Source organism: Aeromonas sp. R2-3 (assembly GCF_040908375.1).
Taxonomy (GTDB): domain Bacteria; phylum Pseudomonadota; class Gammaproteobacteria; order Enterobacterales; family Aeromonadaceae; genus Aeromonas; species Aeromonas veronii.
Genome location: NZ_JBFODP010000017.1, coordinates 256170 through 282485, shown reverse-complemented (window position 1 = coordinate 282485; position 26316 = coordinate 256170). Strand labels below are relative to the sequence as shown.

Sequence of the window (26316 nt, the reverse complement as noted above, 5' to 3'; positions counted from 1 at the left end):
AAATAAGAAAGGGGAGAACATCTCTGGATGCTCTCCCCTTTTCTGTATCGATAGGCGCTATGAAAGGTGGCGTCGCCAATCAGCCCATCAGCAGGGCCCGCAGGCTCTCCACATCCAGCCCGCGCACCTCGGACTGGCCGCTCAGCAGGCCATCGGCCAGCGCCCGCTTCTCGTCGTGCAGAGCGACGATCTTCTCCTCCACCGTCTGCTCGCACACCAGCCGGTACACGGTCACCGGCTGGGTCTGGCCCATCCGGTGCGCCCGATCGCTCGCCTGATCTTCCACCGCCGGGTTCCACCAGGGATCGAGGTGCAGCACGGTATCGGCCTGGGTGAGGTTGAGGCCGGTCCCCCCTGCCTTGAGGCTGATGAGAAACAGCGGCACCTCCTCATGACGAAAACGCAGGATGGAGTCCTGACGGGACTTGGCGGAACAGCCCCCATCCAGATAGCAGTAGTCCCAGGACTTCTGCTCGATGCGGGCCCGCAACAGACTCAGCAGATCGACAAACTGGCTGAACACCAGCACCCGATGACCACCGTCGATCGCCTCTTCCAGCAGGGCCATTGCCTCGTCCAGCTTGCTGCTGGTCTGCGACCACTCGGGCATCACCAGCTCCGGTGAGCAGCAGAGACGGCGCAGCCGGGTCAGGCCACTCAGCACATGCATCAGGGCGCGGCCATCGGCGCTTTGCACCTGCTGCACCACTTCCCGCCGGGTCGCCTCGTAGAGCTGGCGCTCTTCGGGGGAGAGGCTGATGTGGTGGATGATCTCGGTCTTGTCCGGCAGCTCGGTCAGCACCTGCTGCTTGAGACGACGCAGGATAAAGGGGCTGATCACCGCCCGCAGCAGCGCCATGTGCTGGGGATCCTTGACCGCCTTGCCAAAGCGACGCTTGAACTCGCCAAGGCTGCCGAGCAACCCCGGGTTGATAAAGGTAAAGAGACTCCACAGCTCCCCCAGATGGTTCTCGATGGGGGTGCCGGAGAGGGCGAGGCGAAAATCGCCGTCGAGCTGGAACAACAGCTTGGCGCGCTGAGTACCGGCGTTTTTGATCTGCTGCGCCTCATCGAGCACCATGCTCGACCAGCGGCGGGACTTGAGCGCCTCCGCCAGGCTGCCGAGCATGCCGTAGTTGATGAGGATCACCTGACCGGCCTTGGCCTCGCGAATCATCCCCTCCCGCTCGGCCGGGTTCTCGAACACCACCACATCCAGTTCGGGGGCGAAACGGGCCACCTCCTCCTGCCAGTTGGTGACCACTGACTTGGGCACCACCACCAGCGCTGGGCCAAGATGCTGGCGCATCCGCAGCACGATAAGCGCCTGCAGCGTCTTGCCCAGACCCATGTCATCGGCCAGACAGGCACCAAAACCGTGATGGGCCAGGGTCGCCATCCAGCGCACCCCCTCTTTCTGATAGTCCCGCAGGGAGGTAAGCAGCTCGTCCGGGCAATCGACCTCCTGCTGCCACTCCTGCTGCAGGGATTGCCACGCCGCATCCCCTTCGGTGGTAATGACCGAGAGCAGGCGAGTGAGCGGATAGGCCAGTTTGTTGTTGATGCGCTGCTCGTCGTCGAGCATGGCCCCCAGCATGGTGAGCCGCTCTACCAGCTTGTCGCTCAGCATCAGGCTGGTCTTCTCATCGAGCTGAACGGTGCGCTGCCCCGGGGTCATCTGGCGCAAAATAAGGCGCAGATCGAGGATCTGGTGCTCATCGAGGGCCAGTGCCCCTTCGACTTGGAACCAGTCCTGCCGCCGCTCGATGCGCAGGCTCAGAGCCGCTTCATCAAGGCTCTTGAGGCGAGCGCTGTCCTGATGCCAGTGAATGACCACACCGGCATCCACCAGCTCGGGCAGGGCATTGACCAGCGCCAGCGCCTGTTCCCCCTGCAGCAGCCACTCGCTACCGGGCAGGCCGATGGGCAATTGATTGCGCAGTAGCTGGGCCTGCCCCTTCTCGGCCGCGAGATCCCTCTGCCAATAGTGGTACGCCTTGATCCCCTGCCGCACGATCGCCTCCCCCTTGCCAAGGGGCTGGGGCGGCAGATCCTCAAAGCGGGTCACCAGCTTGACCGACAGCTGACCATCCTGCCAATCCAGTTGCACCGAAGGAATGCCCGGCCAGGGAGCCAGCTCGGCGTTGCCGCTAAGCCCTGCAACCTGACTGTGCCAGGGCAACTCGGGAATGGCGTCCAGGGTGCGTTGCAGCTCGGCCAGCCCCTCGGCGGGCAACAGCGGGATGGATTCGAGCGCTGGCAAGCGGTCGAGCAGCGGCTGCGGGGTGAGGATCAGCTGCCACAGGTCCTGCGCCAGCGGCATGATATGGGCCCCGCGGGCGGCCGCATCGGGGCAGAGCTGCGCGCTCATCCCCTGTTCGGTAGCCACCACCTGCAGCAGGGGGGCGCTGATGGCCAGTTGCAGCTTCTGCCCCTTGGCGTTGAACAAGCGGGGGTGATCGGCCAGCGGCGCCCAGACATCCCGCGGCAGCCGTCCCATCACCCGTGGCAGGGTGCGGACCAGCGCCCAGTCATGCTCGTCGAGCATGGCGGCATACTGGGTAGAGAGCAGGGCCGGATCGACCCGGCGACCGGCGGTCCACTCCCCCTTGGTACTGAGCTTCTGGATCTTGCACTCCAGCTCGGGGCCCTCGGCATGGAGCAGCCACACCAGCCGCTCCTGCGGCTTGCGCACGCCACTGGAGCGTCCCAGCCCCTGCAACCAGTTGAGCCAGCTGGCAGAGGCCGCGGTTTTATCCTCGTCCCCGTCATCATCCTGCTCATCACTGCCCTCTTGCGCACTCTCCTCACTGCCGCGCAGTTGGCACAAGGGCGCCCCTTTGGCCACCTCGCCCAACAAGATGCGCAGCAGATCCTGACAAAAGGCCATCAGGCGATGATGGGGTTCGGCATCGAGCAGATGGGAGAGATCCCACTTGTGCAACATGGCCACCTGCGGGCTCTGGGCACCGTGACGGGCCAGCGCACAGAGATCGAGCCAGAGATAGCCCCAGTGGAGCTCCTCCACCGGCAGTTGCAGGGTATCAAACAGGCCGACCGCCTGACCGTGGCGATCACCCGCCCACTGGCTGAGCAGATCGGCAAGCAGGGGGAACTGGCCAGTCAGACTGCGCTGCCACTTCTTGCGCTGTTCGCTGGCGATGACGGGATCGGCCTGTTGCAACCAGCCAAGCCAGAGCAGGGCGCTGAATGAACGGGGCCACTGGCCCGCCTCGCCCTCATCGGTTGCCTGCCACTGGCCCAGCGCGGTGAGCAGCCGCTCGCCAAGCGGGCCGCTCTGGCTCTGTTGGGCCAGCGCCTGCAGGGCTGGCCAGCCGGGGGCGGCATCCTGGTCCTCGCCGGTTGGCGATGTGCTCTCGCCATCCCCGCAGAGCCAGCGCCACTCCGCCTCGAACGCTTTGGCCCTGGCCTGCACCTCGGGGGCACAGCGCACCAGCGCATTGGCCAGCGGCCAGCGCTCTTCATAGGGGGCATCGAGCAAGAGTTGCAGCGAGAAGTGCTCCAGCAACATTTGCTGCCAGGCGGGGCTGGAGCCCGCCAGCAGCTGGTGAGCGTCCGGGGTATCGAGCAGGGTGAGCAGATCGCTGGCCGAGAAATAGGTGGGGATCTCCCCCGCCTTGCCGCGGCAGAGCTCGCGCACCACCGCATGGGTAAGATCCTGCCCGGTCAATGAGGGCACCCGGCTCCAGTCCGGCGCCGGGCAGAGACCGGCACGCACCCCCAGGATCAGCGCCAGCGTCCCCTCGGCGGTCAGGCTCCACTGCTGCTCCCCGCGCAATCTGACTAGCCCCGCATCCTGCAGTCGGGTCAGTTTATCGATCAGGGCATGGCCTATCGCCAGTTGTTCTTGCAGCAAACGGGTACTGGCAACGCGCTGCAATTGCAGGGTGGCGAGCAGGGCATAACTATCCGAAGAGAGGGTGGACGCAGACATCAAGACTCACGGGCAAGTGCAAAAGCGGAATTTTAACGGTAAAGCGCCAGCGGCTCGACCCTTTACCGTGAAATAACTCAAAAAAAAACGGCCATCCATGATGACCGTCGAAAGTAACGAAGGAAATAGCCGGATCATCCGGTTACCTCCCACAGCGGGAAAATCGGGAGCGCTAGCCCCTAATTCGTGGAGCCAATGCTAGAGGTTGACGCCCGAAAAAGCTTTGAAGCGGATCACAGTTGAAAAGGATTTCTGAAAACGGTTTCAATTTTTAGCGGCAAAAAACCATGATTTCGCGCCAAATGAGCCATGTCCCAACCCCTCCTGCTCACCCGGCACAAGCGGTAGAAACCCCTATGACGGTCGCTTGTCGAACGCCCCTGTGCGGGCAGCTGTCAGCTGTATAGCTTCATCAGAACCTGCCCCCCTAGGCTAGATTTCAGGGCCACCGGACATGGCCGAGATGGGCCAGGAGAGCACGAATCGGCTCCCTCCCCGTCCGGTAGCTTGGCACACCGCGCTGCCGCCGTGGGCCTCTGCAATCGCCTTGACCACGGCGAGTCCAAGTCCGCTACCGCCGCTCTTGCGCGAGCGTGACGGATCTCCCCGACGAAACGCATCGAAGATACAGGCGGCGATCTCCTCGCTAATGCCAGGTCCCTCATCTTCCACACTCAGGATGCACACACTCTCCGAGCGATACAGCCGCACGGTCAGCAGGCCCGGCAGCGCGTGCTTCTGGGCATTTTCCAACAGCGCCATCAGAGCCTGACGGATACGAAACAGATCGCAGCAAACATGAAGTTCGCTATCCAGCTCCCGCTGCAACACAAATCCGCTCGCCGCCAGAGGGTTGGCAAACGCCTCAAGCACCACGGCAAGCTCGTCGGCCAGCCTGACCTCGGTCCGCTGCAACTCCAGATGGCCGCTGTCGTTGAGACTGAGCACCCGCAAGTCTTCGATCAGGTGAGTCAATCCCTCCACCTGACGCAGCAACCCCTCGAAGAGCTCACGCTCTGGCGGAAATACCCCTTCGGCCAGCCCCTGCAAACGGCCGCGCAAAATGGTGACGGGAGTACGCAACTCGTGGGCAATTGCGGCATTCCAGAACTCCCGCTCGCGGGTCATGCTCTGCAACCGCTCGGCCATGGCGTTGAAGTCACGCACCAGTTGCGCCGTCTCCCCGATCGCCTGCTCATCCTCCGGCACACGGGCATCGAGTTTGCCCTCGGCCACCTCGCGCAGGCTGGTTGCCACCGAGTTGAGGGGAGTCAGGATGCGGCGAGAGAGGCGCACCGCCACGTACAGCGCCATCCCCAATGCAATGAGAATGGTGGAGCCGATCCATAACATCTCGACTCTGGAGGGCACCCAAGTCTCGGAGATGCTGCCCGGCACAAACGCCACGGCGATGCCATAAAACACATAGGTGCCGATCACCGCGAGGGAGATGATACCAAGCGTCATCAGACCCAGAGAGCGGATGATCTGCCTGCGAAGGCCGGGCGCCGATTTCATGCATCGCCCCCGAAGCGATAGCCAACGCCCCAGACACTGGCGGGGACCCCCTGAATGCCGTGTGTCTCCAGTTTTTTGCGCAACTTGCTGATGTGGCTATCCACCGTACGCTCCTGGGTATCCCCCTCCGGCAAGCAGTGAGTCAGCAGTTCGGCGCGACTGAACGCCCGTTTCGGCGCCCGCATCAAAGAGGCGAGCAACTTGAACTCGGTCAGGGTCAGCTCCAGCACCTGCTGCTGGTCATCGCGGAAAATGCTGGCCTCGTGGCTCTCCAGATCGATCTGAAACTGGCCGACCCGCAACACGTTCGCCGTGGCAGGCTTTACGGCCCGGGTGCGCCTGAGCACGGCCTGCACTCGCGCCACCACTTCGGCCGGATTGAAGGGTTTGACCACATAGTCATCCGCCCCCATGCGCAGCCCCATCAGCTTGTCGAGATCCTGATCGAGGGCGGTCAGCATGATCACCGGCGTGTCGCCACGCGCCCGGATCTCGCTGAGCACCTGCCAGCCATCCAGTTGCGGCATCTGCACATCCAGCAGCAGGAGATCGGGTTTGAATGCCTGATGCATGGCCAGCGCTTCACGGCCATCGGCGGCGTGCAGGGAGCGCAAGCCATGACGTTGCAGGTAAGCGGCAAGGATGTCGGCAATCTCGGCTTCATCCTCTGCAATCAGTACCAGTGACTGGCCCGCCGGGCTGGCGGAAGCATTGAGATGGGACATAGTCGGACTCGAAAAAAGGTGGCGTTGAACTTTATCATCGCCTCCATGGATTCTCCACAAAGCCTCGAATCATTCGCAATAGCCCCTCGCCATAATGGCCGCTCGATGCACTCTTCGGTCACATCACACCGGAGAGACGGTTTAACGAGGTGAGTGGATGATGTTTGTAAAACAGCGGTATGCGGGCGCCCTGCTCGCCGTCATTGCCGCATTCGGGTTGGCGGGTTGCGATGCCGCACCGCAAGAGCAGGAGGCACCCGCCCCTCCTCAGGTGTCGCTGCTAACTCTGACTGGTCGGGAGCTGGTCATCAGCGAGGATCTGCCCGCCCGGGTAGCGGCACTGCGCAGCGCCGACATTCGCGCCCAGATCAGCGGCATCGTACAGCGCCGCCTGTTCGAGCAGGGCGCCGAGATCAGCGCTGACACTGTGCTGTTCCAGATAAACCCGGCCCCCTTCAAGGCCGATGTCGACAGCGCCGCCGCCGCATTGCAACGGGCCGAGGCCGTGCTGGCCCGCGCCCGCATCCAGATTGAGCGCCTGCAGCCGCTGCTGCGCACCGACGCCATCAGCCGCCAGACCTATGACGATGCGGTCTCCCAGCGGGATCAGGCGGCCGCCGATGTGGCCCAAGCCAGGGCGACCCTGGCCCGGCACCAGCTGAGCCTGCAATTTGCCAGCGTGGAGGCCCCCATCGCCGGGCGCATCGATCAGGCGCTGGTGAGTGAAGGGGCCCTGGTGTCGCCCACCGATGCCACCCCCATGGCCCGGATCCAGCAGATTGATCAGGTCTACGTCGATGTGCGTCAACCGGCCTCGGTGCTGGAATCCCTGCGCCAGCAGGCTGGCTCAACGGCACCGGAACTGGCGGTGGAGATCCTCGGCAGCAATGGCACACCGCTGGGCATGCAGGGGCGCATCCTCTTCTCCGGCATAGAGGTCGATGCCGGGACCGGTGACGTGCTGCTGCGAGTGCTGGTGGACAATCCCGAGAGGCGGCTGTTGCCCGGTCTCTACGTGCAGGCGCGCATTCCCCGAGCCCGCTATGCCAACGCCCTGACCGTGCCCCAGCAGGCGGTAGTTCGCACATCGGGTCAGACCAGCGTGTGGGTGGTGGATGGCCAGGGGCTGGCACAGCTGGTTCCGGTCAACACCGCTGAACTGGTGAATAGCCAGTACCGCATCACATCCGGGCTCAGTGCCGGGCAACAGGTGGTGATCGAAGGGATCGATCGTCTGACCCCGGGAGTTCAGGTCATTGCCTCCCCCTGGCAACTACCCGCCGTCAGCCAACCGGCTGACAGCGGCATTCGCTGAATCGGAGAGTTATCCATGCCGCAGTTTTTTATCCATCACCCGGTGTTTGCCTGGGTGATCGCCCTGTTCATCGTGCTGGCAGGGGTCATCGCCATCCCCAAGCTCCCCATCTCCCGCTATCCCTCGGTGGCGCCGGTATCGGTGACCCTCTATGCCACCTATCCGGGCGCCACACCGCAGACCCTGAACGATGCGGTGGTGAGCCTGATCGAGCGCGAGCTGTCGGGAGTGAAGAACCTGCTCTACTTCGAGTCGTCGGTGGACGCCTCGGGCAGCGCGCAGATCACTGCCACCTTCAAGCCGGGCACCGATCCGGAGCTGGCCCAGATGGACGTGCAAAACCGCATCAAGGCGGTCGAGCCTCGCTTGCCACAAACGGTGCGGCAAACCGGCCTGCAGGTGGAGTCCGCCTCATCCGGCTTTCTGATGATGGTCGGCATGACCTCACCGGATGGCCGCTTCGATGAGGTTGCCCTCAACGACTACATGGCACGCAATATTGTGCAGGAGTTGCGCCGCATCGACGGGGTAGGACGAGTGCAGCTGTTCGGCGCCGAGCAGGCCATGCGCATCTGGGTAGATCCGGCCAAACTCGCCGCCTACGGGCTGACCATCAGCGAGGTGGCGCAGGCCATCGAGCAGCAGAACATCCAGATTGCACCGGGGCGCCTCGGTGATGAACCCGCCCTGCCGGGGCTGCGCCTGACGGTTCCCCTCACGGTTCAAGGGCAGCTGACGACCCCCGAGGCGTTCGCCGCCATCGTGCTGCGAGCCGGTGGTGGTGGCGCCAAACTGGTGCTGGGTGATGTCGCCCGGGTCGAGCTGGGGGCGCAATCCTACGCCTTTTCCAACCGGGAGAACGGCGTGGCCGCCACCAGCGCCGCCATCCAGCTCTCCCCCGGCGCCAACGCCGTGCGTACCGCCGATGCGGTGCGCACCCGTCTCGCCCAGCTCGCCCCCACCCTGCCAGCGGGCATGGCCTATTCGATACCCTTTGACTCGGCCCCCTTCGTCAAGGTCTCCATCGAAAAGGTGAGCCACACCCTGCTGGAAGCCATGGTGCTGGTGTTTCTGGTGATGTTTCTCTTCCTGCAGAACCTGCGCTACACCCTGATCCCGGCCATCGTCGCCCCTATCGCCCTGCTTGGCACCTTCGCGGTGATGCTGCTGGCCGGTTTTTCGATCAACTCTCTCACCATGTTCGGCATGGTGCTGGCCATCGGCATCATAGTCGACGACGCCATCGTGGTGGTGGAGAACGTCGAGCGCCTGATGGCCACCCGGGGGCTGTCGCCCCGTGAGGCGACCTCGCAGGCCATGAAGGAGATCACCGGGGCGGTGATCGGCATCACCCTGGTGCTCACGGCGGTGTTCCTCCCCATGGCGTTTGGCAGCGGCTCGGTGGAGGTCATCTACCAGCAGTTCACCCTGTCGATGGCGGTGTCGATCCTCATTTCGGCCTTCCTCGCCCTGACCCTGACACCCGCGCTCTGCGCCACCCTGCTGCGTCCGGTCAGTCCGGATCATCATGAGAAACGCGGCTTCTTCGGTGCCTTCAACCGGGGTTTCGAGCGCTTCACGGCAGGCTACGGTGCGCGGGTAACCCGGCTGGTCGGGCGCAGCGGACGGATGATGGCAACCTTTGCCGCCCTCTGCGCCGCGCTGGCCATCGGCGCCGCCCAGCTGCCCTCCTCTTTCCTGCCGGACGAGGATCAGGGCTACTTCATGACCTCCATCCAGCTGCCGACCGGCGCCACCAGCGAGCGTACCCTTGAGGTGGTCAAGGCCTTCGAGGCTCACGTCGCCTCTCGAGAGGCGCTGGACACCAACCTGGTGGTGCAGGGCTTCAGCTTCTCCGGCGCAGGCCCCAATGCCGCCATGGCCTTCACCATGCTCAAAGATTGGGATCAGCGTCATGGTGCCACGGCAGCCGAAGAGGCAGATCTGGCACAAGCAGCCATGGCAAACATTCCTGAAGGCACGGTAATGAGCCTGCTGCCACCCGCCATCGACGAGCTGGGCACCGCCTCCGGCTTCACCCTGTTCCTGCAAGACAGAGCCAACCGGGGAGATGCCGCGCTGCTGGCCGCCCAGGCACAACTGCTGGAACTGGCCGCCAAAAGCCAGGTAGTCAGTGATGTGTATCCCGACAATCTGCCTCCCGGCGAGAGCATTCACCTCGAGATCAACCGACAGAAGGCCGAAGCCATGGGACTCTCGTTCGCCAGCGTGAGCAGTACCCTGTCGGCCGCAATGGGGTCGCTCTACGTCAACGACTTCCCCAACGGCGGGCACATGCAGCAGGTCATTCTGCAGGCCGACGCGTCGGCGCGCATGCAGCTCGATGACGTGCTCGGCCTGCGGGTGCGCAATGCCAGCGGCGGCATGGTCCCCTTGCGGGAGGTGGTGACACCGGAATGGCGCGAATCGCCGCAACAGATGATGCGCTTCGATGGCTTCCCCGCCGTGCGTATTGCCGGGGGGGCAGCGCCCGGCATCTCCAGCGGAGCGGCGATGGCGGAGATGGAGCGTCTGGTGGCGCAATTGCCGCCAGGCTTCGCATTGGCCTGGACGGGACAGTCGTTGCAAGAGCGCCAGTCGGCCGAGCAGGCCCCCCTGCTGATGCTGTTGTCGGCGCTGGTGGTCTTCCTGGTGCTGGCAGCACTCTATGAAAGCTGGTCGATCCCGCTCTCGGTGATGATGGTGGTGCCGCTGGGCCTGCTCGGTGCTGTCGCGGCCGTGATGCTGCGCGGCATGCCCAACGACGTCTTCTTTAAAGTAGGCATGATCACCATCATCGGTCTGTCGGCCAAGAACGCCATCCTCATCGTGGAGTTTGCGCGCCAGTTGCACGGCGAAGGGCGCTCGCTGCTTGATGCTGCTGTCACTGCTGCCCGCCTGCGCCTGCGCCCCATTCTGATGACCTCGCTGGCCTTCACCCTCGGCGTGGTGCCGCTGATGCTCGCCAGTGGCGCCAGCGCGGAGACCCAGCACGCCATCGGCACCGGCGTGTTTGGCGGCATGATCAGCGGCACCCTGCTGGCCATCTTCTTCGTACCGGTCTTTTTTGTCTTCATCATCGGGGCGCAGCAGCGTCTGCACTCCTGGCAGGCACGGCGAGCATCCAACCGCATTCATCCGGATCGATGACCACAGATACGCAGGCGACCGGATAATCCCTCAGCACATCACCAAAAGAAAAAGCCCAACCTGCTAAACAGGTTGGGCTTGGTATGTGGCGGAGAGACAGGGATTCGAACCCTGGGTGGCATTGCTGCCACAATTGATTTCGAGTCAATCCCGTTCGGCCACTCCGGCATCTCTCCGTGGGGAGAGAGTTTTACCCAAGCTGGGCCGAGGATGCAATAAAAATTTCTTAGATATCAAATGGCTGAATCAGATATCTGGGAGCAGGCTCACAATGCGGCACGTGCTGTTCGCGTTGCGAGGCCGCCCTGTATAGCCCTGTATCCACCCGCTCGTACACCCGGCCATTATCCATATCGTGACATTCCCCCATTGCCATGAGGCGTCTCTTTTTCCTGCTTGGCGCTCAAATTTATGGGTGATGCCGATTTTGGCCGGTTTCCTATGTATCCCCACATCATTGCGGGTGCGCGGCAAGCTGGTAATCATGGGCTGATTGAGGAACAATCGCGCCATCCTGGCGGCTGTGTTGATGATGTTCCGCCCCGATTGAACTGATGGATCTCCTTATGCGATTGCCGAAACTCAAGCCCCTACCCTTAACGCCAGCCCTTTCCATGCTGCTGGCAGCCATCCTGCTTTGCGCCGCGCCGGCAGAGGCCAAACGCTACCCGCTGCCACCTGCCGGGAGTCGCCTCATCGGTGAGCTGGAGGATTACATCATCCAGCAGAATGAACATCTGGAACTGGTTGGCAAAAATACGCAAATTGGATTTTTGGCGCTGCTTGAGGCAAATCCGGGTGTAGATCCCTATTTACCCAAGCCGGGCACCCGCTTGACGCTGCCCACCCAGATGCTGCTGCCTGATGTGCCTCGTGAGGGGATCGTCATCAATCTGCCCGAACTGCGCCTCTACTACTTCCCGAAAGGGAAGAACGAGGTCATCGTGCTGCCCATCGGGATTGGTGATATCGGCCGTGAGACTCCGGAGATGACCACCACCGTCATCGAGAAGAATCCCAACCCGACCTGGGTACCCGGCCCCATGGTGCGCAAATCCTGGCTGGAGCAAAAAGGGATCACCCTGCCCGCCGTGGTACCCCCCGGCCCGGAGAATCCCCTTGGCAAGTTCGCCATGCGCCTTGGCTATGGCAAGCGCGACTACCTGATCCACGGCACCAACAAGGATTTTGGCGTTGGCCTGCGGGTAAGTGCAGGCTGCATCCGGCTGCGACCTGACGATATCGAGGCCCTGTTCAAGATTGTGCCGATCGGCACGCCGGTGCGGGTCATCAATCAACCGGTCAAGGTAGCCATCGAACCGGATGGTCGGCGCTGGCTGGAGGTACACTCCCCGCTCTCCCGCACCGAAGAGGAGCTTGAAAATGGCGCCCCGCTGATGCTATCACCGGCCATAGAGAGCTTTATCAGTGCACCTGACGTGATGCAGGATGAGGTGACGGCGGCGCTGGAGAGCAAAAACGGCCTGCCCCGCCCCATCAGCAGCCAACTTGTCAGTGGCTAAGTCACCAGCGCCCAAGTCGCACCGGAGTCACCTTACCTCATGAAATTCCTGCCCCTCCTACTCCTGTTGGCCTGTCACTCCTTGTGGGCCAAGGACATTCTCTGGATGAACAATGGCGATCGTCTGACCGGTACCATCGAAGAGATTGGCGATGAGTCGGTACGCATCTCTTTGCCCTATACCGGTGCCGTTACCGTCAAGCGGGATGCCATCAAGCGCTGGCGACTAGAGCATCAGGATAAACCCAAGGCGACCGCCAAAGGTGGATTCACCCTGTTCAAGGATGAGCAGGATGAACGCAAGGCCTGGCTCTGGACCGGTAGTGGCGATCTCAACATCAAGCTCAAACATAAGGACAAGCACACCAACAACGTCAACTTCAAGGGCAAGACCGAGTTGGCCAATCTGGACTGGCGCTACAGCTTCTCCGGAGAGTACTCCTACGAAACGTCTGACAGCGTCACCGATAACCACGACTACAAACTGAACCCGACCATTGACTACTTTTTCGATCAACAGTGGTTTGTGCGCAGCTCGCTCAATGCCGAATATGACATGCTGGAGAGCAACTACCTCAGCCTCGACTATGGTACCGGGCCGGGTTACCGCTTCTGGAACGAGAAGCGCCGTCGGCTGGAGTTCGTAGCGCAGGGGGGTCTGCGTAAGACCTACTTCAGGGAAGAGAGCGGGATTGGGTTGCTCTTCAAAGGCAACCGGATCATCGACTATCCCTTTGCCAGCATGAACTGGGATTATCGCCAACCCATCCCGATATGGCGGGAAAAACTGGAGCTGTTCAGTCAGGGGCGCTATCTGCTCTATCTGGATCAACCCTCCCCCTATATCACTCTGAATCGAGATGTGACCGGCAGCGTGGGCTTGCGCTACTACTTCAACGACCACCTGCGCCTCTCCTGGTCGAGCGAGATGGAGTGGGAAGATGGCGAAGTGCATTTCGTCGGTCTCGAGCAAAAGTACAAAGAGACCGAATTCAGGCACCTGCTCAATCTGGGCGCCAGTTTCTGAGTCAACTGCAAACAGAAAGAGGAGCCAATTTGGCTCCTCTTTCTGTTTTGGTCATCACCTGCCATGGTACTTCTCCGATGATGGAGCAGGCAACAGATGAGAAACCGCCGTACGCTCAGATCAGCCCCCAGGCGGCAATCTGGTAGATCCATACCATCGCCAGCAGGGTGCCGACTAACCCCATGATGACACCGATGCGCACCATCTGGTGACTCTCCACCAGACCGGTGGCGTGGGCCAGCGCATTGGGCGGGGTACTGATGGGCAGCGACATCCCGAGCGAAACCGAAATAGTGACGGCCAGGATCAAGGTGTGGCTGCCGCCCCACTCTGCCAGCTCCGGCATGCTGACTGCCAGTGCCGCCACCAGTGGCAGCAACAGATTGGCGGTTGCGGTGTTGGACATAAAGTTGGCCATCACCACCGCCAGCAGACAGGCACCAATGAGCACCGCCAGCGTGGAGTATTCGTGGAACGGAATGTGGGTGATGAGCCGCTCGGCCAACCCGGAGTCCTCCAGCGCCAGCCCCAGCGCGATACCGCCAGATACCAACCAGAGCACGTCGAGGGAGATCTTGTGCAGATCGTCCTTGGTGATGATGCCGGTGGTCAGGAACACTGCTACCGGGATCATGGCGACCACGTAGGAACTCATGCCATGCAGATCCCCCAGCAGCCAGAGCACTATGGTGGTGATAAAGGTGAGGTAGACCACCCAGGCGCGGGGGGTCTGCATAAAGCGCCCCTCAATCTTGAGATCCATCCGCTTGAGGGTGCTCGGGAAGAAGCGCCCCAGCAGAAACCAGCCAAGCAGCAACAACAGCACCACAAAGGGCACCGCAAATCCCATCCACTGACCGAACGAGATGGCATGCTCGCCGGTCAGGTATTTGAGGGCCACTGCGTTGGGCGGAGTGCCGATGGGAGTGCCGATCCCGCCGAGGTTGGCCGCCAGCGGAATGGCCAGCACAAAGCCGATTTTGGCCGGGTCCTTGTCGGGAAATGCCGCCAGCACCGGGGTAAGGATGGCCAGCATCATGGCGGTGGTGGCGGTATTGCTCATAAACATGGAGAAGGTGGCGGTGATCAACATCAGCCCCAGCATGACGATCCGGGGATCCTGACCGAACGGGCGCAGCAGCACCCGCGCCAGATTGACGTCCAGATGGTACTTGGTCGCCGCAATGGCGAGGAAAAAACCGCCGAGAAACAGCATGATGACCGGCGAGGCAAACGTCGCCATCACCTCGGTGGACTTGAGCAGCTCACCAAACCCCGGTTCGGCCTTGTTGGCAGTCATAAACCAGAGCCCCTTGTCGGAGAGCAGCAGCAGCTCCAGCACGATGATCAGCACCGAGGTAGCAAAGATAGGGATGGGCTCCAGGATCCAGCAGAGGGCGGCCAGCACGAAAATGGCCACGACCCGCTGCTCGATGACGGTGATCCCCTCCAGCGGGATCCAGTGGGTCGGGATCAGCAGGATGGTGAGGCTCAGCAGCAGTGGCAGAATAATCTTGTTATTGATGGGCACTATTGTCTCCAGGATCGGGAGTAAGAAGCCAATAGTGGCATAACATGCTATCGCCTCACGCGGCCAACTCGCCAAAATGAGAGCTGGCTAACTGCACGGCGCACCGTTTTGTGAGTCATATCAAGCTGGGGTCGGCGCGCTATGGCTGACGCCTCAGCCCTTGCAACAAACAGGCAAAAAAACGGGCCCGCTGTTCGTTGCACACGACAGCGGGCCCGTTTCACCATTCATGCCGATGAGAGAGCTCAGAAGTAGATGCGGGTCACCGACTCGATGACGCAACCCGGGCGGCGGATCCCTTCGATTTCAACCTTGATCTCTTTGAGCAGCTCCAGCCCACCCTTGATGGGGGTGACCCGGGCCAGCTTGGTGCGGGCGCGGATGTTGCTGTCCACCTTGATGGGGTACGGGAAACGTACCTGATCCAGCCCGAAGTTCACCACCATGCGGGCGGTCGGGAACTCGGGGGTGGCCTCATCGACCGAGCCGGTCAACTGCGGCAGCAGCGCCAGGGTCAGGAATCCGTGGGCGATGGTGGTCTTGAAAGGCGACTCGGCGGCCGCACGCTCCGGATCGGTGTGGATCCACTGGTGATCCCCGGTCACTGCAGCAAACTGATCGATCATCTGCTGGCTGACGTGCAGCCACTCGCCGACATGGGTCTCTTCACCAATGCGGGCCTGCAGGGCGGCATAGAGCTCGGCCGCCTCGGCCCCCAGCTCAACAGCGGGTTCCTGAGCCACGGCAGGCTGACCGTTGGCTACTTGTGCCACGGTTGCTGCATCCTGTTGCTGCTCGCTCTGGGACTCGGCTTGCAAGTCCAGCACACGTCCCAGCAAAGGATGAAGATGTGCCTTTTGCTGAAACTCACGCCAGTAGTCGCGGATCGCCGGAGAGAGCCAATCCTTGAGCTCAAAGGGGTGCTGCGCCAGAATTTCGCGCTTGCGCTTCAGAAAATCGACAACTTTCATCTACCGATCCCTATTTGATTCAATGCCTGTAAAGAGGTCTAACCAGTCCTATTTTATTAAAGTTTCAGCTGTAAGTGCAAAAAAATCTCGGCGTACACCTGTACCAAGGCGGAAGTAACTACTTAGACCATGTAAACCAGCACGATCTGCCAATGAGGAAATCGATTGCCAAAGATGCCGCCAGCAGGGGAAATTCGCGGTGCTCATCATGAAAAAAGGCCCTCATCGGGCCTTGTGGTGGGGGCTCAGCGCGCGCTCGACCAGCCGCTACGCAATCCCTCTTCATCCAGGAAGGACCAGGCGAGGATCCGGCTCACCTTGTTGCCCTGTGCCATGTCGATCACCCGTACCTGACGCGCCCCCACTCGATTCAACGCCTTTTTCGCCCCCGGCAGGTTCTCTTTTTTCGACACCAGCGAACTGAACCAGAGGCACTGAGTGGCAAACTCCTTGCTTTGGGCAATCATGTTGGCCAGAAACGCCGCCTCGCCCCCTTCGCACCAGAGCTCGGCCTTCTGGCCGCCGAAGTTGAGCACAGGAGCGCCTGTCACCTCCTTGCCCAGATTGCGCAGCTTGCGCTCCGTCCCCTTGCTCGCCTCTTCCAGCGACGCGTGGAACGGCGGATTGCACAGCGTCAGGGCGAAGCGCTCCTTTGGCCCTATGATGCCGCGAAACACATGGTTGGGGTTACCCTGCAGACGACACTCAATCTGGTTGCCCAGCCCATTGCTCTTGGCCAGCAAAGTGGCCGCCTTGACCGAGACCGGATCGATATCCGATCCCACAAAACGCCAGCCATATTCGCGGGCACCCAGCAGCGGATAGATGCAGTTTGCCCCTACCCCGATATCCAGCACCCTCACCCCCTTGCCGGTAGGGAGCTGGCCTGCGCTCTCGGCCAACAGGTCGGCCGCCCAGTGCAGGTAGTCCACCCGTCCCGGGATAGGCGGGCAGAGGTAACCGGCAGGCAAGTCCCAGTGGGCAATCCCGTAGTGATGGGCCAGCAGGGCGCGATTGAGGGTCTTCACTGCATCGGGATCGGCAAAATCGATGGTGCGGGTGCCGTAGTCATTGATAAAGACGTGGGCAGCCAACTCGGGAGTTCGCAGGCAGAGCGCCTCAAAGTCGTAACCCGTCTGATGGCGATTACGGGAGTGAAGTCCGGATTTGCGGTCGCCCGACTTGGGGCCACCGGCTGATGGGATGCGGGGTTTCATGCTGAGCCTGCCGAAGAAAACGGGCCCACACTATAGTGATTTGACTCGGGAAAGTCTAAACGAGGGCAATAAAAAACCGGGCTATGGAGCCCGGTTCAAGTGAGGTTGGAAAAACAGTCCGTACTGCGAGCCGTTTGTCCAGCCTGACTCAGATATCGATCCGGCGAGCTTGCCAGAACTTGTTGCGCCAATATTGGCTGTCCAGCTTGGAGCGTGTCACACCGGCTCGGGTCGAGGCGTGGATGAATTCGCCATTGCCGACATAGATGCCAACGTGGTTGAGACGGCGATTGATTTTGAAGAAGACCAGATCACCTTCGACCAGATCCTGCTTGGAAACGCGCGTCCCTTCATGGACTTGGGAGCGGGTATCGCGGGGTAATTCGATACCGACGGCATTGCGGAACACTTCACGGGCAAAGGCGGAACAGTCGATACCGCGCTGGCTGCTGCCACCCATCCGGTACGGAACACCACGCCACTCTTTATATACAGTCAGGATTTCATTCACATCGGGTGTCTGGGAAGCTTCCGGTTCGATGACAGGTTCAACCATGGAAACTTCGATCTTGCTCGCGACCTCGGGTTGGGGTGCCGAGGCACAACCCACCATTCCGAGCGCGACCAGCAGTAGCATCAGGTGGCGCAATCCTTTATCCCCGCTAAATAGTAAATCTTGTTAAAATACGGCCCCAAAGGGCAATTTATAAGGCAACAGCACCCGACTATATCCAAGAATTCTATCGAGGCAAGTGAAAATCCCTATCAAGCTCACATTTTTGCAAGGAAATGCACGATTTTTCATAATTAATGTGATCATGCCCAAACAATATACAATCGCAAAAAGGACCTTTTGCCTCATAGATTACTGGCTTTTATCCCTGCTTCAGCACCTTTTTAAAGTGAAAAATCATGATCGAAACCGATCTTTTTTTGTTAAAACCAGCCAGGATGTGTCAGGAACTGCTTGCTCAATTGCCTGAATGGCTGTCAACCGATGAGCAGCATATCTGGCAAGCCATGACCCATCCTGAACGGCGTCAGGAATATCTGGTGAGCCGCGCCCTGCTGCGCCAGCTATTGGCCGAGCGGCTGCAACAACCTGCAGCCACTCTGCAATTTTGCAACGGCCCCCACGGCAAGCCCCGACTGCATGATGATGCGTGGCAGTTCAATCTGAGCCACAGTGGCAGCTGGCTGGTGTTGGCGCTCTGCCCGCAGGGGCCGCTTGGAGTGGATATCGAACTGGGCAAACGGCGGCATCATCCCCTCCCCCTGGCCCGCCGGTTTTATGCACAGAGTGAATATGAGTGGCTCTGCGCACTGCCTGCCCAAGAGCAGGAGAGTGCCTTCTACCGGCTCTGGTCACGCAAGGAGGCGGTACTGAAAGCCCACGGTGGCGGCATAGCGGCGGGACTGGAGAAGGTGCGGTTTCTCCCGGAGGAAGAATGGCGACTCGACAACCGGCTCGATGACACCCCTTATCAGGTACAGGATTGGCCCTTTGCCAGCGGCTGGCTCAGTCTCGCGGCGGCGGCAGCCCCTGTGACCTTTTACCGGCTGGATGAGCGCTTGAATTGCCACTCGCTTAACCCCATGTTACTCAACACCCTTTCTGAAGAGTCCAACCCATGATCGTCGACATTACTCCCCAGAATTTTCACGCTGAACTTATCGATGCGTCCATGAAGAAGCCGGTCGTCATCTATTTCCATGCTCCGCAGATGCCGGAGTGCCAGGGGATGACACCGCTGATCGAATCACTGGTTGGGCCCGCCAATGAGCAGGTCACCCTGGCCAAGGTGGATATGAACGATCCCCAACTGCAACCGCTGGCCAGCCAGCTCGGCCTGCGCGCCCTGCCCGCATTGGTGCTGTTCCATCAGGGTCGCCCTGACGAACAGGGGATCATCGAAGGACCGCAGGATGAAGCCACCCTGCGCCAGTATTTCTCCGCCTTCGCCCCCAAAGAAGAGGAAGAGTTGCTGGCCAAGGGACAACAAGCGCTGGCTGACGAGCAGCCCAGCATCGCCTATGCCCATCTGACCAAGGCACACCAGCTGGCTCCTGAACGTCACGACATCAGCCTGTGGCTCATTCAAGCTGCGCTCGACCTCAACCTGCTGGATGAAGCGCAGGAGCGCCTCGGCACCATCCCGATGGCGGCGCAGGATGGCCACTTCCATACCCTGAGCTCACGACTGGCGCTGGCCCTGCAAGCGGCAGACAGCCCGGAGCTGCGCGCGCTGGAAGCCCGCCATGCAGAACAGCCTGATGATTTTGCCCTGGCTCAGGAGCTGGCGGTGCAATACAACCAGGCTGGCCGTCAGGAAGAGGCGTTGGGACTGCTGCTGGAGATCCTCAAGCGGGATTTGGCATTCGGCGATGCCAGAAAGACCTATCTCGATATTCTGGCGACCATGGGCAGCACACCGGCGGCACAGAGCTACCGTCGCAAACTCTATAGTCTGCTCTACTGATCGGAATCGAACTGGCTGGTAATGATGGGGGAGTGCCGGGAGACCGGCATGACCTCATGGGTCAAGTACGAAAAAGGTGCTGTGGGAATAGTGGAGATACGGTGAATTTCAGGCAAAAAAAAATGGCGCAAAACTGCGCCATTTTTTTCGCATGGATTACTTCTTGTAGGAAGTAGCCATGTTGTCGATGCGCTGGTTAGCACGCATAGCTTCTTGCTTGGCTTCGGCAACATCAGCAGCGATTTTGGACTGATCAGCACGAACTGCGCTAACATCTTGAGCCAGTTGGTCAACTTTGTTAGACAGATTCTGAACGGAAGTTTCCAGTTCGCTGGTGTTTGCACAACCGCCCAGCAGAGCGGACAGACCAACAACACCTACCAACAACAATTTTTTCATTTTTAAAGCTCCCTTGAACTCGCCAGACGTTTAGCAAGCGGCGTGATTATGGCACAAAAAAATCCTACTTTGCATAGTCCCCACCACAGATAAATGCATTAAAACCCTCATTTTTTTTTGAATGAACAGTTTTTGTCCAGATTCGTCTAAAAAATGAGTGCCGTGTGGTGGGGGCACGGACAAAGGTTAACCAAATTTTTGCCTTATTACAATTTCGTATGAGGCTCAGGCTGTACGTTCTGACAACAATTGACGATATTGCACCAGATCCTCGATGGTCAGCACCGGCATCTGGTGCTTGCGACCGAACGCAACCAGGTCTGGCAGACGCGCCATCGAGCCATCTTCTTTGGTCAATTCACACAACACACCAAACGGTTTGAGGCCAGCCAGCTGCATCAGATCGACCGTCGCTTCGGTATGACCACGACGGGTAAGCACCCCACCGGTTCGCGCCCGCAGCGGGAAAACATGACCCGGGCGGTGCAGATCGCCCGGTTTGGCACCATCAGCGATAGCTGCACGGATGGTGGTGATGCGATCAGCCGCCGAGACACCGGTCGTGACCCCCTGCGCCGCTTCGATGGTCACGGTAAAGGCGGTCTGGTAGTGACTGGAGTTGGCCTCCACCATCATCGGCAGTTCCAGCTGGCGAACCCGCTCATCGGGCAGGCAGAGACAGACGATGCCGGAGCACTCGCGGATCATCAACGCCATCTGTTCATTGGTCATGGATTCGGCGGCGAAAATGAGGTCGCCCTCGTTCTCCCGATCTTCATCGTCGGCCACCAGCACGCCGCTTCCGGCACGCAAGGCAGACAGCGCCGCTTCGACACGGGCAACGGGATCACCGAATTCACTGAGTAGAGACTGATTCATGGTAAAACTCCTAAACAAGACAAGGACCAGAATCAGGGCATGGAAAGGCAGACAGAGACGGGCATGCAGCGGCCAGCCCACAAGGGCCAACACGGCAAGGTCTGTCTTATCCTCTTTCATCCGGACTATGACCGTCGGCTCCGGCATCTCACCGGATCTGCTGACCCCGACCCGGCAATCAGCCGGGTCGGGCGCTCGCGGGCTCCCCGAGTCAATCGGGATACCGCCGGTGGGGAATTGCACCCCGCCCTGAGAATAAGCGCAGACAGCCTAAAGAAAAACCGTTGCAGATACCAGCCAAAATCCCCCGCAGGCTGAAAAGCGTTTCAACATTGCGCCCGGGATCCCGCTCTGCGGCCCGCTCGCCAGCATGAGAGGCCATGACTGGCGAATTTCTTTATGGCTCGGATCGGTTTATGGCATAGTTCCCGAAACAAAAAAACAGGGCCCGAAAAGAGAGCCTGAACAACGCTGCCAGCGCAGACAGCAGCGCCAACACCACAAACGGAAAATGACAGAGATGGAAAAGAAAATACTGCTCACGGATTGCCCAGATGCCAAAGGGCTCATCGCCAAGATCACCAACATCTGCTACAAGCACCAGCTCAACATCATCAAGAACGATGAGTTTGTGGATCACGAGAATGGCCGCTTCTTCATGCGTACCGAGCTGGAGGGACGCTTCAACGACGAGACCCTGCTGGCCGACCTCGATGATGCCCTGCCCACCGGTGCCCAGCGCCGTCTGGTCAAGGCGGGCAAGAAGCGCATCGTCATCCTGGTGACCAAGGAGACCCACTGCCTCGGCGATATTCTGATGAAGAACTACGCGGGCGCGCTGGATATGGATATCGTCGCGGTGATCGGCAACTACGATACCCTGGCCGAGCTCACCGGCAAGTTCGATATCCCGTTCCACACCGTCAGTCACGAGGGTCTGAGCCGGACCGAACATGAGGAGCAGGTTCGCACCATCATCGACAGCTATGAGCCTGACTATGTGATCCTGGCCAAGTACATGCGGGTGCTGACCCCGAGCTTCGTCGAGGCTTACCCGCGCAAGATCCTCAACATCCACCACTCCTTCCTGCCCGCCTTCATCGGTGCCCGCCCCTACCGGCAGGCGTTCGACCGTGGCGTCAAGCTGATCGGCGCCACCGCCCACTTCGTGACCGACGATCTGGATGAAGGCCCCATTGTCGAACAGGACGTGATCCACGTCGGTCACGCCTTCAGTGCGGACGACATGGCCAAGGCGGGTCGGGATGTGGAGAAATCGGTGCTGAGCCGCGCGCTGGAGCTGGTACTGAACGAGCGGGTGTTCGTCTACGGCAACAAGACGGTGGTCTTCAAGTAATTCGCCCACACGGCCCGTATGCAAACGCCAGAAACAACAACGGCTCCCATGGGAGCCGTTGTTGTTTCTGCGCCGAGTGTCAGAGCGGCAGATCGTTTACCGTCACTGCGCCCTTCTCCAGCTTCAGCTCGGAGGTCAGCGCTTGCTTGTCGGCCTTCAGATAACCCATCAGGGTCAGCTGATCGAGCATGGGTGCCAGTTGCGGCACCGCCTTGCCCAGCTTGTCGCTGAGGCTGGCATGCAGCACGCCGGAGAGGGCCTGCATCCCCGCGTCGCTGTTGAACAGCTGCTCCAGCGAGGTGGAGGCCAGCTTCACGTCCCCCTTCATGGTCACCGCCTCACCGTTGAGCTTGGCGCTGAGATCGGCCAGTTCAAGGGTCGCGCCACGTTTGAGCATCTTGTCCAGCGCCTGCTGGATAGCGGCATCTTCAACTCCCTTGCCACCGGCGGCCTGCAGCCCCTGATACCCTTCCAGATCCAGACCGTTGAGGTTGAGCGCCAACTTGCTGTCGGTCACTGCCAGGGTGTCGGTCTCGTTCTCCAGATCCAGCTTGGCAATTTTCATCTGATAGCTGCTGGAGAGGGTCTGGGCATCATCACCGGTCAGCTGAGTCTCGGTAGTCATCCCCTGTAGGGCGACCTTGACGCTGTCAGGCAGTTGTACCGTGAGGGCCGAGAGGGTCATCTCGCTCTGGGGCGAGAGGAGCACACCGCTGATCTCGGCAATGTCGGCACTCCCTTTCAGGTCGGCCAGCACCAAGTCCATCTTGCTCTGCTCTTCATGGACCGTCATCCCCTGCCAGGTCATGGTGAGGTGACCATTCCCCTCCAGATTGCCGTGGAACTCACCGCTCAGGGGCAGGAAGCTGAACTCGTCCAGCCCCTGTTTGATCTTGAATTCATTGGCCCAGAAACGGCTGCTGTTACCCTGGGTCCAGAGACTGGTGACCGACTCCAGACCGAGTTCCCACTGCTCCATGCCCAGTGCGGTAAAGACTGGCGCTAGCGTGCCATTATGGGTATCGAGCAGGAAGTGGCTCTTGATGTAGAGCGGCAGGATCTGGCTCTTGACCACCAGTTGCAACTCGATGGGCTGACTGCCCTCCAGCTCGCTGTCGATGGCAGCCAGCTCCTCCGGCGTCACCACGACCTTCAGGATCCCGTCACGGGTGAAGAGGTTGCTGCTGCCCGGCTGCCACTGCATGTCGAGCCCGCTCTCTTTCTCCACCTTGGCGATCTGCTCCGCCATGATGTTGTCGAAGCTGTTGCCCGTGTACCAGCACGCAGCCAGACCACCACCTACCAGTGCCGCACCCACGGCGAGGGCCACTATCTTTTTCATATATCCATGTGTCTCCAGGGAGTTGTCACTGCACTCTACGGGGCGGACTCGGGGCTAGGCAAGTCCAATCAGATGGCGAGTCACTTTCTTGCGACTCGCCACAACATCACAGCAAGGGGCTGAAGAGATAGAAGATGTTCTCCATCGCCTTCTTGTACCAGGGGCGGGCCTGCCATTGGGCCAGGGTCATCGGGGTGGCTTCCGCCATATAGCCCTGTACCAACCGGGTCATCTGGGCCACGAACGAGGGGTTATCCACCAGCAGGGTCACCTCGAAGTTGAGCCAGAGGCTGCGCCGATCCAGATTGACCGTCCCCACCAGTGCGAAGTCATCATCCACCAGCACGCTCTTGGTATGGAGCAGACCGGCATCGTAGCGGTAGATCTCCACCCCGGCCGCCAGCAGCTCCTCCATAAAGGCGTTGCAGGCGTAATTGGCCATGATGGAGTCGTTGCGTGCCGGCAACACCAGCTGCACCTGCACCCCGCGCGCCGCCGCCGAACTGAGTGCGGCCGCCAGCGGATCGTCGGGTACAAAGTAAGGGGTCGTCAGCACCAGATGGCTGCGGGCCTGATAGATGGCCAGCAGCAGGCTCTGCTGGATGCAGTCGCCGCCGACGAAGGGGCCGGACGGGATCAGCTGGGCGCGGTAGTTGGTCTGGGGCCAGGCCTCCGGCTCATGCTGCAGACTGTCGAGCAGCCGCTCGCCGGTCTCCATCTCCCAGTCCCAGACAAAGATCGACCACATCAGCGGCACCATGGGCCCCTGCACCCGGATCATGATGTCGACCCACAGGCCGACCCCTGCATCCTGCTTGAAGAAACGGGGATCCACCATGTTCATGGAGCCGGTGTAACCCACCCTGTCATCGATCACCACCAGCTTGCGGTGCATCCGCAGATCCTGACGCTGGAACAGAATGCGCCAGGCGCCGACCGGCAGCACCTCCACCAGCTTGACCCCCGCCTTGCGCAGCTTTTTGGGCCAGTGGGAGCGGAAGAACTGCTTGCTACCCACCGAATCAAGCAGCAAGCGACAATCCACGCCGCGTTGCGCCACTTCAATCAGCGCCTCGCACACCTCATCGGCATCGCCGCCCGGATGCCAGATATAGAACTCCAGATAGCAGGAGAGCGTCGAGCGACGGATATCCTGGGCAATCTCGCGCAAGATCCAGTCCGGCTTGTTGAGCAAGGTCATGCGGTTGCCAGAGAGCATCGGCATGGCGAGCCGTCCCTGGATGAGATCGTGCAGCGGCTGTGCCTTGGCGCCCACTTCGCAGCAGTGCTGCGGGAACAGACGGGCCAGTTGGCGGATCCAGATGGCATAAGGGCGATACATGGCCTGGGCGCGCTCGGCACGACGGCGCCCCAGCTTTATTTCACCAAACAGCACATAGAAACCCACCCCGGCAAACGGAATGGCATAGATCAGCGCCAGCCAGGCCAGCGACACCCCGATGGGACGGCGTTTCATCACCACCCGAAACGACACCCCGGTGACAATCACGGTATGAAAAAGCAGTAGCAGCCAACCCAGAAAACGGGAAAACAGCAGTTGAAGATCGTGTTCCAGACCGTTAAACAACGGGGACTCCTTCTAATCGACAAACAGCGCGGTGGGCAGACCCCAACCGGCCGGGATGGTATGCTGTAAGGCAAATCCATTCTATCAGGTCGCACGCATGATCCTGCAATCTATGCTGCTCAGCCTGGCCATGCTAGGCCAAGGCTCATATGACATCAATAAGCAACAGATAAACCAGTACCTGCAATCTCAGGTGCAAGTAGACAAACAGCTGGAGCTGCCGGGCATCATCAAGGCCCATGTGACGCTTGAGCAGAGCGACGTCCAAATCGGTCGCCAACGCCCTGATACCGCCCGGGTCTATGGCAAGGGCAAGCTCAAAATCGCCCTGCCAGACAATACCGAATATGACGCCCGCCTGCAGATGACCTATGAGGCGAGGCCCCGCTATGACAAGAGCCAGAGCGCGCTGTTTCTCGATAACATGAAGCTGGTGGAGTACAAGCTGGAGCCGGAGGCGGCCGAGAAGAAGTTCGGGCTGATGCTCAACATGCTGCTGCAGAGCATGGAGAAGCGGCTCGAGACCAAACCGGTCTACAAACTCAATGACAAGGATCCGGATCAGGCCTGGCTGAAGGAGAATCTGCTGGGGCTGGAGCTGTCACCGGGCAAGATCCACCTGCTTACCAAACCCCGCTAAACCGCTCAATTCAGGAGGGGCTGGGTGGTATCCCGTACCAGCAGCTCCACCTGATACCCCTGCTGCTGTTGCCGCTCGTAGAGGGAGAAAAGCGACCCGCTCAATTGATTGAGGGGCATATCGGCAAACCCGGCCTTGAGATAGAAAGGCTTCTCGAAGGGCAGCGCCTGACAGACCACAGGTTTGTCCAACAGACCGTGACAGGCGTGCTGCAGCAGCCGTGACCCCAATCCCAGCGACTGGTAGTGGGGCAACAGGCGAAAGCCGCACAGATGGTAAAACTCCTCCTCGTCCCGCAACCGAACCGCCCCCACCAGCCAGTGAGCATCACGTACGACAAAGATCCGCTCGGCCAGATCCGGCACATAGTGGGAAAACGTCGTCTCGTAATAGTCCCTGATAAGGGAGAGGTCGGCGTCGCAGTACTCTTCGAAAGTGAGTTCCATCGCCAGCTTGCTTGTCACAGACAAATCCTTTGATAATCAGTTATTAGTGCCAGATACGGTGCGCTAATCCGACCACATGACGCCAGCACGATAGCATGCCTTTCGTCAACAAAAAAGCGGACGTCGTGGGCAGCTTGCTTACCCGGCGGAAGAGGCCATGACCCACCGCCTGACGGCCAAAACCGTGCTTTATGATGACAATCCTTTATTGCGGCGGATACTTTGATCCCGGTCACCGAATCGGATCATTTGCC

Annotated in this window: 20 protein-coding genes, 1 tRNA gene and 1 riboswitch; of the genes, 8 read left to right on the top strand and 13 right to left on the bottom strand. The window is 60.4% G+C overall.

Annotated elements, in window-relative coordinates:
* Window positions 1-79: 79 nt before the first annotated feature.
* The 3 genes from AB5Z02_RS06965 to AB5Z02_RS06955 form a co-directional block, all read right to left on the bottom strand.
* The gene (locus AB5Z02_RS06965) at window positions 80-3955 is read right to left on the bottom strand and encodes an SNF2-related protein (RefSeq protein WP_368215676.1); all 3876 of its coding nucleotides are present in this window, start codon (window positions 3953-3955) and stop codon (window positions 80-82) included.
* Between the two features lie 432 nt (window positions 3956-4387).
* Complete coding sequence (locus AB5Z02_RS06960; RefSeq protein WP_368215675.1) at window positions 4388-5473, bottom strand: ATP-binding protein; 1086 nt, start codon at window positions 5471-5473, stop codon at window positions 4388-4390.
* Window positions 5470-6198, bottom strand: a complete 729-nt coding sequence (locus AB5Z02_RS06955) for a response regulator (protein WP_139464099.1) — start codon at window positions 6196-6198, stop codon at window positions 5470-5472. Before AB5Z02_RS06955 ends, AB5Z02_RS06960 begins: the two co-directional genes overlap by 4 nt.
* A gap of 157 nt (window positions 6199-6355) precedes the next feature.
* Here AB5Z02_RS06955 and AB5Z02_RS06950 point away from each other — a divergent pair, with 157 nt between their 5' ends.
* Complete coding sequence (locus AB5Z02_RS06950) at window positions 6356-7513, top strand: efflux RND transporter periplasmic adaptor subunit (protein WP_368215673.1); 1158 nt, start codon at window positions 6356-6358, stop codon at window positions 7511-7513.
* A gap of 15 nt (window positions 7514-7528) precedes the next feature.
* Window positions 7529-10663: a multidrug efflux RND transporter permease subunit gene (locus tag AB5Z02_RS06945; protein ID WP_368215671.1), complete on the top strand. Its 3135-nt coding sequence runs from the start codon at window positions 7529-7531 to the stop codon at window positions 10661-10663.
* Window positions 10664-10749: 86 nt separating this feature from the next.
* Here AB5Z02_RS06945 and AB5Z02_RS06940 read toward each other — a convergent pair.
* Window positions 10750-10839: transfer RNA gene (locus AB5Z02_RS06940), tRNA-Ser, on the bottom strand.
* A gap of 438 nt (window positions 10840-11277) precedes the next feature.
* Here AB5Z02_RS06940 and AB5Z02_RS06935 point away from each other — a divergent pair.
* Together AB5Z02_RS06935 and AB5Z02_RS06930 are read left to right on the top strand one after the other, a co-directional pair.
* Window positions 11278-12186 (top strand): L,D-transpeptidase family protein, encoded by a 909-nt coding sequence (locus AB5Z02_RS06935; RefSeq protein WP_233267152.1) that lies wholly within the window; start codon window positions 11278-11280, stop codon window positions 12184-12186.
* A gap of 39 nt (window positions 12187-12225) precedes the next feature.
* The gene (locus AB5Z02_RS06930; protein ID WP_019445966.1) at window positions 12226-13212 is read left to right on the top strand and encodes a DUF481 domain-containing protein; all 987 of its coding nucleotides are present in this window, start codon (window positions 12226-12228) and stop codon (window positions 13210-13212) included.
* Between the two features lie 115 nt (window positions 13213-13327).
* Here the strand turns inward: AB5Z02_RS06930 and AB5Z02_RS06925 are convergent, their stop codons facing one another.
* The 4 genes from AB5Z02_RS06925 to AB5Z02_RS06910 form a co-directional block, all read right to left on the bottom strand.
* Entirely contained in the window at window positions 13328-14743 is a 1416-nt protein-coding gene (locus tag AB5Z02_RS06925; RefSeq protein ID WP_219595329.1) for a DASS family sodium-coupled anion symporter, read from the bottom strand.
* Window positions 14744-14988: 245 nt separating this feature from the next.
* The gene (locus tag AB5Z02_RS06920; RefSeq protein ID WP_019445964.1) at window positions 14989-15714 is read right to left on the bottom strand and encodes a MaoC family dehydratase; all 726 of its coding nucleotides are present in this window, start codon (window positions 15712-15714) and stop codon (window positions 14989-14991) included.
* Window positions 15715-15959: 245 nt separating this feature from the next.
* Entirely contained in the window at window positions 15960-16931 is a 972-nt protein-coding gene (gene rlmF, locus AB5Z02_RS06915; protein WP_201913577.1) for a 23S rRNA (adenine(1618)-N(6))-methyltransferase RlmF, read from the bottom strand.
* A gap of 148 nt (window positions 16932-17079) precedes the next feature.
* The gene (locus AB5Z02_RS06910) at window positions 17080-17568 is read right to left on the bottom strand and encodes a C40 family peptidase (protein ID WP_005334331.1); all 489 of its coding nucleotides are present in this window, start codon (window positions 17566-17568) and stop codon (window positions 17080-17082) included.
* A 275-nt stretch (window positions 17569-17843) separates the two neighbouring features.
* Between AB5Z02_RS06910 and AB5Z02_RS06905 the strand changes: the two genes are divergently transcribed.
* Window positions 17844-18566 (top strand): 4'-phosphopantetheinyl transferase superfamily protein, encoded by a 723-nt coding sequence (locus AB5Z02_RS06905; protein WP_368215668.1) that lies wholly within the window; start codon window positions 17844-17846, stop codon window positions 18564-18566.
* Window positions 18563-19411, top strand: a complete 849-nt coding sequence (locus AB5Z02_RS06900) for a tetratricopeptide repeat protein (RefSeq protein WP_124928933.1) — start codon at window positions 18563-18565, stop codon at window positions 19409-19411. Before AB5Z02_RS06905 ends, AB5Z02_RS06900 begins: the two co-directional genes overlap by 4 nt.
* 156 nt (window positions 19412-19567) lie before the next feature.
* On the opposite strand, the gene AB5Z02_RS06895 is transcribed toward AB5Z02_RS06900, so the two are convergent.
* Together AB5Z02_RS06895 and ribB are read right to left on the bottom strand one after the other, a co-directional pair.
* Window positions 19568-19810, bottom strand: a complete 243-nt coding sequence (locus AB5Z02_RS06895) for an Lpp/OprI family alanine-zipper lipoprotein (protein WP_005334342.1) — start codon at window positions 19808-19810, stop codon at window positions 19568-19570.
* Window positions 19811-20035: 225 nt separating this feature from the next.
* The gene (gene ribB, locus AB5Z02_RS06890; RefSeq protein ID WP_368215666.1) at window positions 20036-20689 is read right to left on the bottom strand and encodes a 3,4-dihydroxy-2-butanone-4-phosphate synthase; all 654 of its coding nucleotides are present in this window, start codon (window positions 20687-20689) and stop codon (window positions 20036-20038) included.
* Window positions 20690-20793: 104 nt separating this feature from the next.
* A riboswitch (FMN riboswitch) is annotated at window positions 20794-20950 on the bottom strand.
* 259 nt (window positions 20951-21209) lie between these two features.
* On the opposite strand from ribB, the gene purU reads away from it, so the two are divergent.
* Entirely contained in the window at window positions 21210-22046 is an 837-nt protein-coding gene (purU, locus tag AB5Z02_RS06885) for a formyltetrahydrofolate deformylase (protein ID WP_064339773.1), read from the top strand.
* A 79-nt stretch (window positions 22047-22125) separates the two neighbouring features.
* Here purU and AB5Z02_RS06880 read toward each other — a convergent pair whose 3' ends face one another.
* Both AB5Z02_RS06880 and cls read right to left on the bottom strand, forming a co-directional pair.
* A complete protein-coding gene (locus AB5Z02_RS06880; protein WP_042055459.1) occupies window positions 22126-23388 on the bottom strand; it encodes a DUF945 family protein in 1263 nt (420 codons plus the stop codon).
* Between the two features lie 106 nt (window positions 23389-23494).
* A complete protein-coding gene (cls, locus tag AB5Z02_RS06875) occupies window positions 23495-24976 on the bottom strand; it encodes a cardiolipin synthase (protein ID WP_368215664.1) in 1482 nt (493 codons plus the stop codon).
* A 97-nt stretch (window positions 24977-25073) separates the two neighbouring features.
* On the opposite strand from cls, the gene AB5Z02_RS06870 reads away from it, so the two are divergent.
* Complete coding sequence (locus AB5Z02_RS06870) at window positions 25074-25616, top strand: DUF1439 domain-containing protein (protein ID WP_368215662.1); 543 nt, start codon at window positions 25074-25076, stop codon at window positions 25614-25616.
* 5 nt (window positions 25617-25621) lie between these two features.
* Here AB5Z02_RS06870 and AB5Z02_RS06865 read toward each other — a convergent pair whose 3' ends face one another.
* Window positions 25622-26062, bottom strand: coding sequence for a GNAT family N-acetyltransferase (locus AB5Z02_RS06865; RefSeq protein ID WP_041980377.1), 441 nt, complete (start codon window positions 26060-26062; stop codon window positions 25622-25624).
* Window positions 26063-26316 lie beyond the last annotated feature (254 nt).

Excerpts from the sequence above, each read along its gene's own strand:
- AB5Z02_RS06965 (WP_368215676.1), bottom strand. The coding sequence starts at position 3,955 with ATGTCTGCGTCCACCCTCTCTTCGGATAGTTATGCCCTGCTCGCCACC.
- AB5Z02_RS06960 (WP_368215675.1), bottom strand. The coding sequence starts at position 5,473 with ATGAAATCGGCGCCCGGCCTTCGCAGGCAGATCATCCGCTCTCTGGGT.
- AB5Z02_RS06955 (WP_139464099.1), bottom strand. The coding sequence starts at position 6,198 with ATGTCCCATCTCAATGCTTCCGCCAGCCCGGCGGGCCAGTCACTGGTA.
- AB5Z02_RS06950 (WP_368215673.1), top strand. The coding sequence starts at position 6,356 with ATGATGTTTGTAAAACAGCGGTATGCGGGCGCCCTGCTCGCCGTCATT.
- AB5Z02_RS06945 (WP_368215671.1), top strand. The coding sequence starts at position 7,529 with ATGCCGCAGTTTTTTATCCATCACCCGGTGTTTGCCTGGGTGATCGCC.
- AB5Z02_RS06935 (WP_233267152.1), top strand. The coding sequence starts at position 11,278 with ATGCTGCTGGCAGCCATCCTGCTTTGCGCCGCGCCGGCAGAGGCCAAA.
- AB5Z02_RS06930 (WP_019445966.1), top strand. The coding sequence starts at position 12,226 with ATGAAATTCCTGCCCCTCCTACTCCTGTTGGCCTGTCACTCCTTGTGG.
- AB5Z02_RS06920 (WP_019445964.1), bottom strand. The coding sequence starts at position 15,714 with ATGAAAGTTGTCGATTTTCTGAAGCGCAAGCGCGAAATTCTGGCGCAG.
- rlmF (WP_201913577.1), bottom strand. The coding sequence starts at position 16,931 with ATGAAACCCCGCATCCCATCAGCCGGTGGCCCCAAGTCGGGCGACCGC.
- AB5Z02_RS06910 (WP_005334331.1), bottom strand. The coding sequence starts at position 17,568 with ATGCTACTGCTGGTCGCGCTCGGAATGGTGGGTTGTGCCTCGGCACCC.
- AB5Z02_RS06905 (WP_368215668.1), top strand. The coding sequence starts at position 17,844 with ATGATCGAAACCGATCTTTTTTTGTTAAAACCAGCCAGGATGTGTCAG.
- AB5Z02_RS06900 (WP_124928933.1), top strand. The coding sequence starts at position 18,563 with ATGATCGTCGACATTACTCCCCAGAATTTTCACGCTGAACTTATCGAT.
- AB5Z02_RS06895 (WP_005334342.1), bottom strand. The coding sequence starts at position 19,810 with ATGAAAAAATTGTTGTTGGTAGGTGTTGTTGGTCTGTCCGCTCTGCTG.
- ribB (WP_368215666.1), bottom strand. The coding sequence starts at position 20,689 with ATGAATCAGTCTCTACTCAGTGAATTCGGTGATCCCGTTGCCCGTGTC.
- purU (WP_064339773.1), top strand. The coding sequence starts at position 21,210 with ATGGAAAAGAAAATACTGCTCACGGATTGCCCAGATGCCAAAGGGCTC.
- AB5Z02_RS06880 (WP_042055459.1), bottom strand. The coding sequence starts at position 23,388 with ATGAAAAAGATAGTGGCCCTCGCCGTGGGTGCGGCACTGGTAGGTGGT.
- AB5Z02_RS06870 (WP_368215662.1), top strand. The coding sequence starts at position 25,074 with ATGATCCTGCAATCTATGCTGCTCAGCCTGGCCATGCTAGGCCAAGGC.
- AB5Z02_RS06865 (WP_041980377.1), bottom strand. The coding sequence starts at position 26,062 with ATGGAACTCACTTTCGAAGAGTACTGCGACGCCGACCTCTCCCTTATC.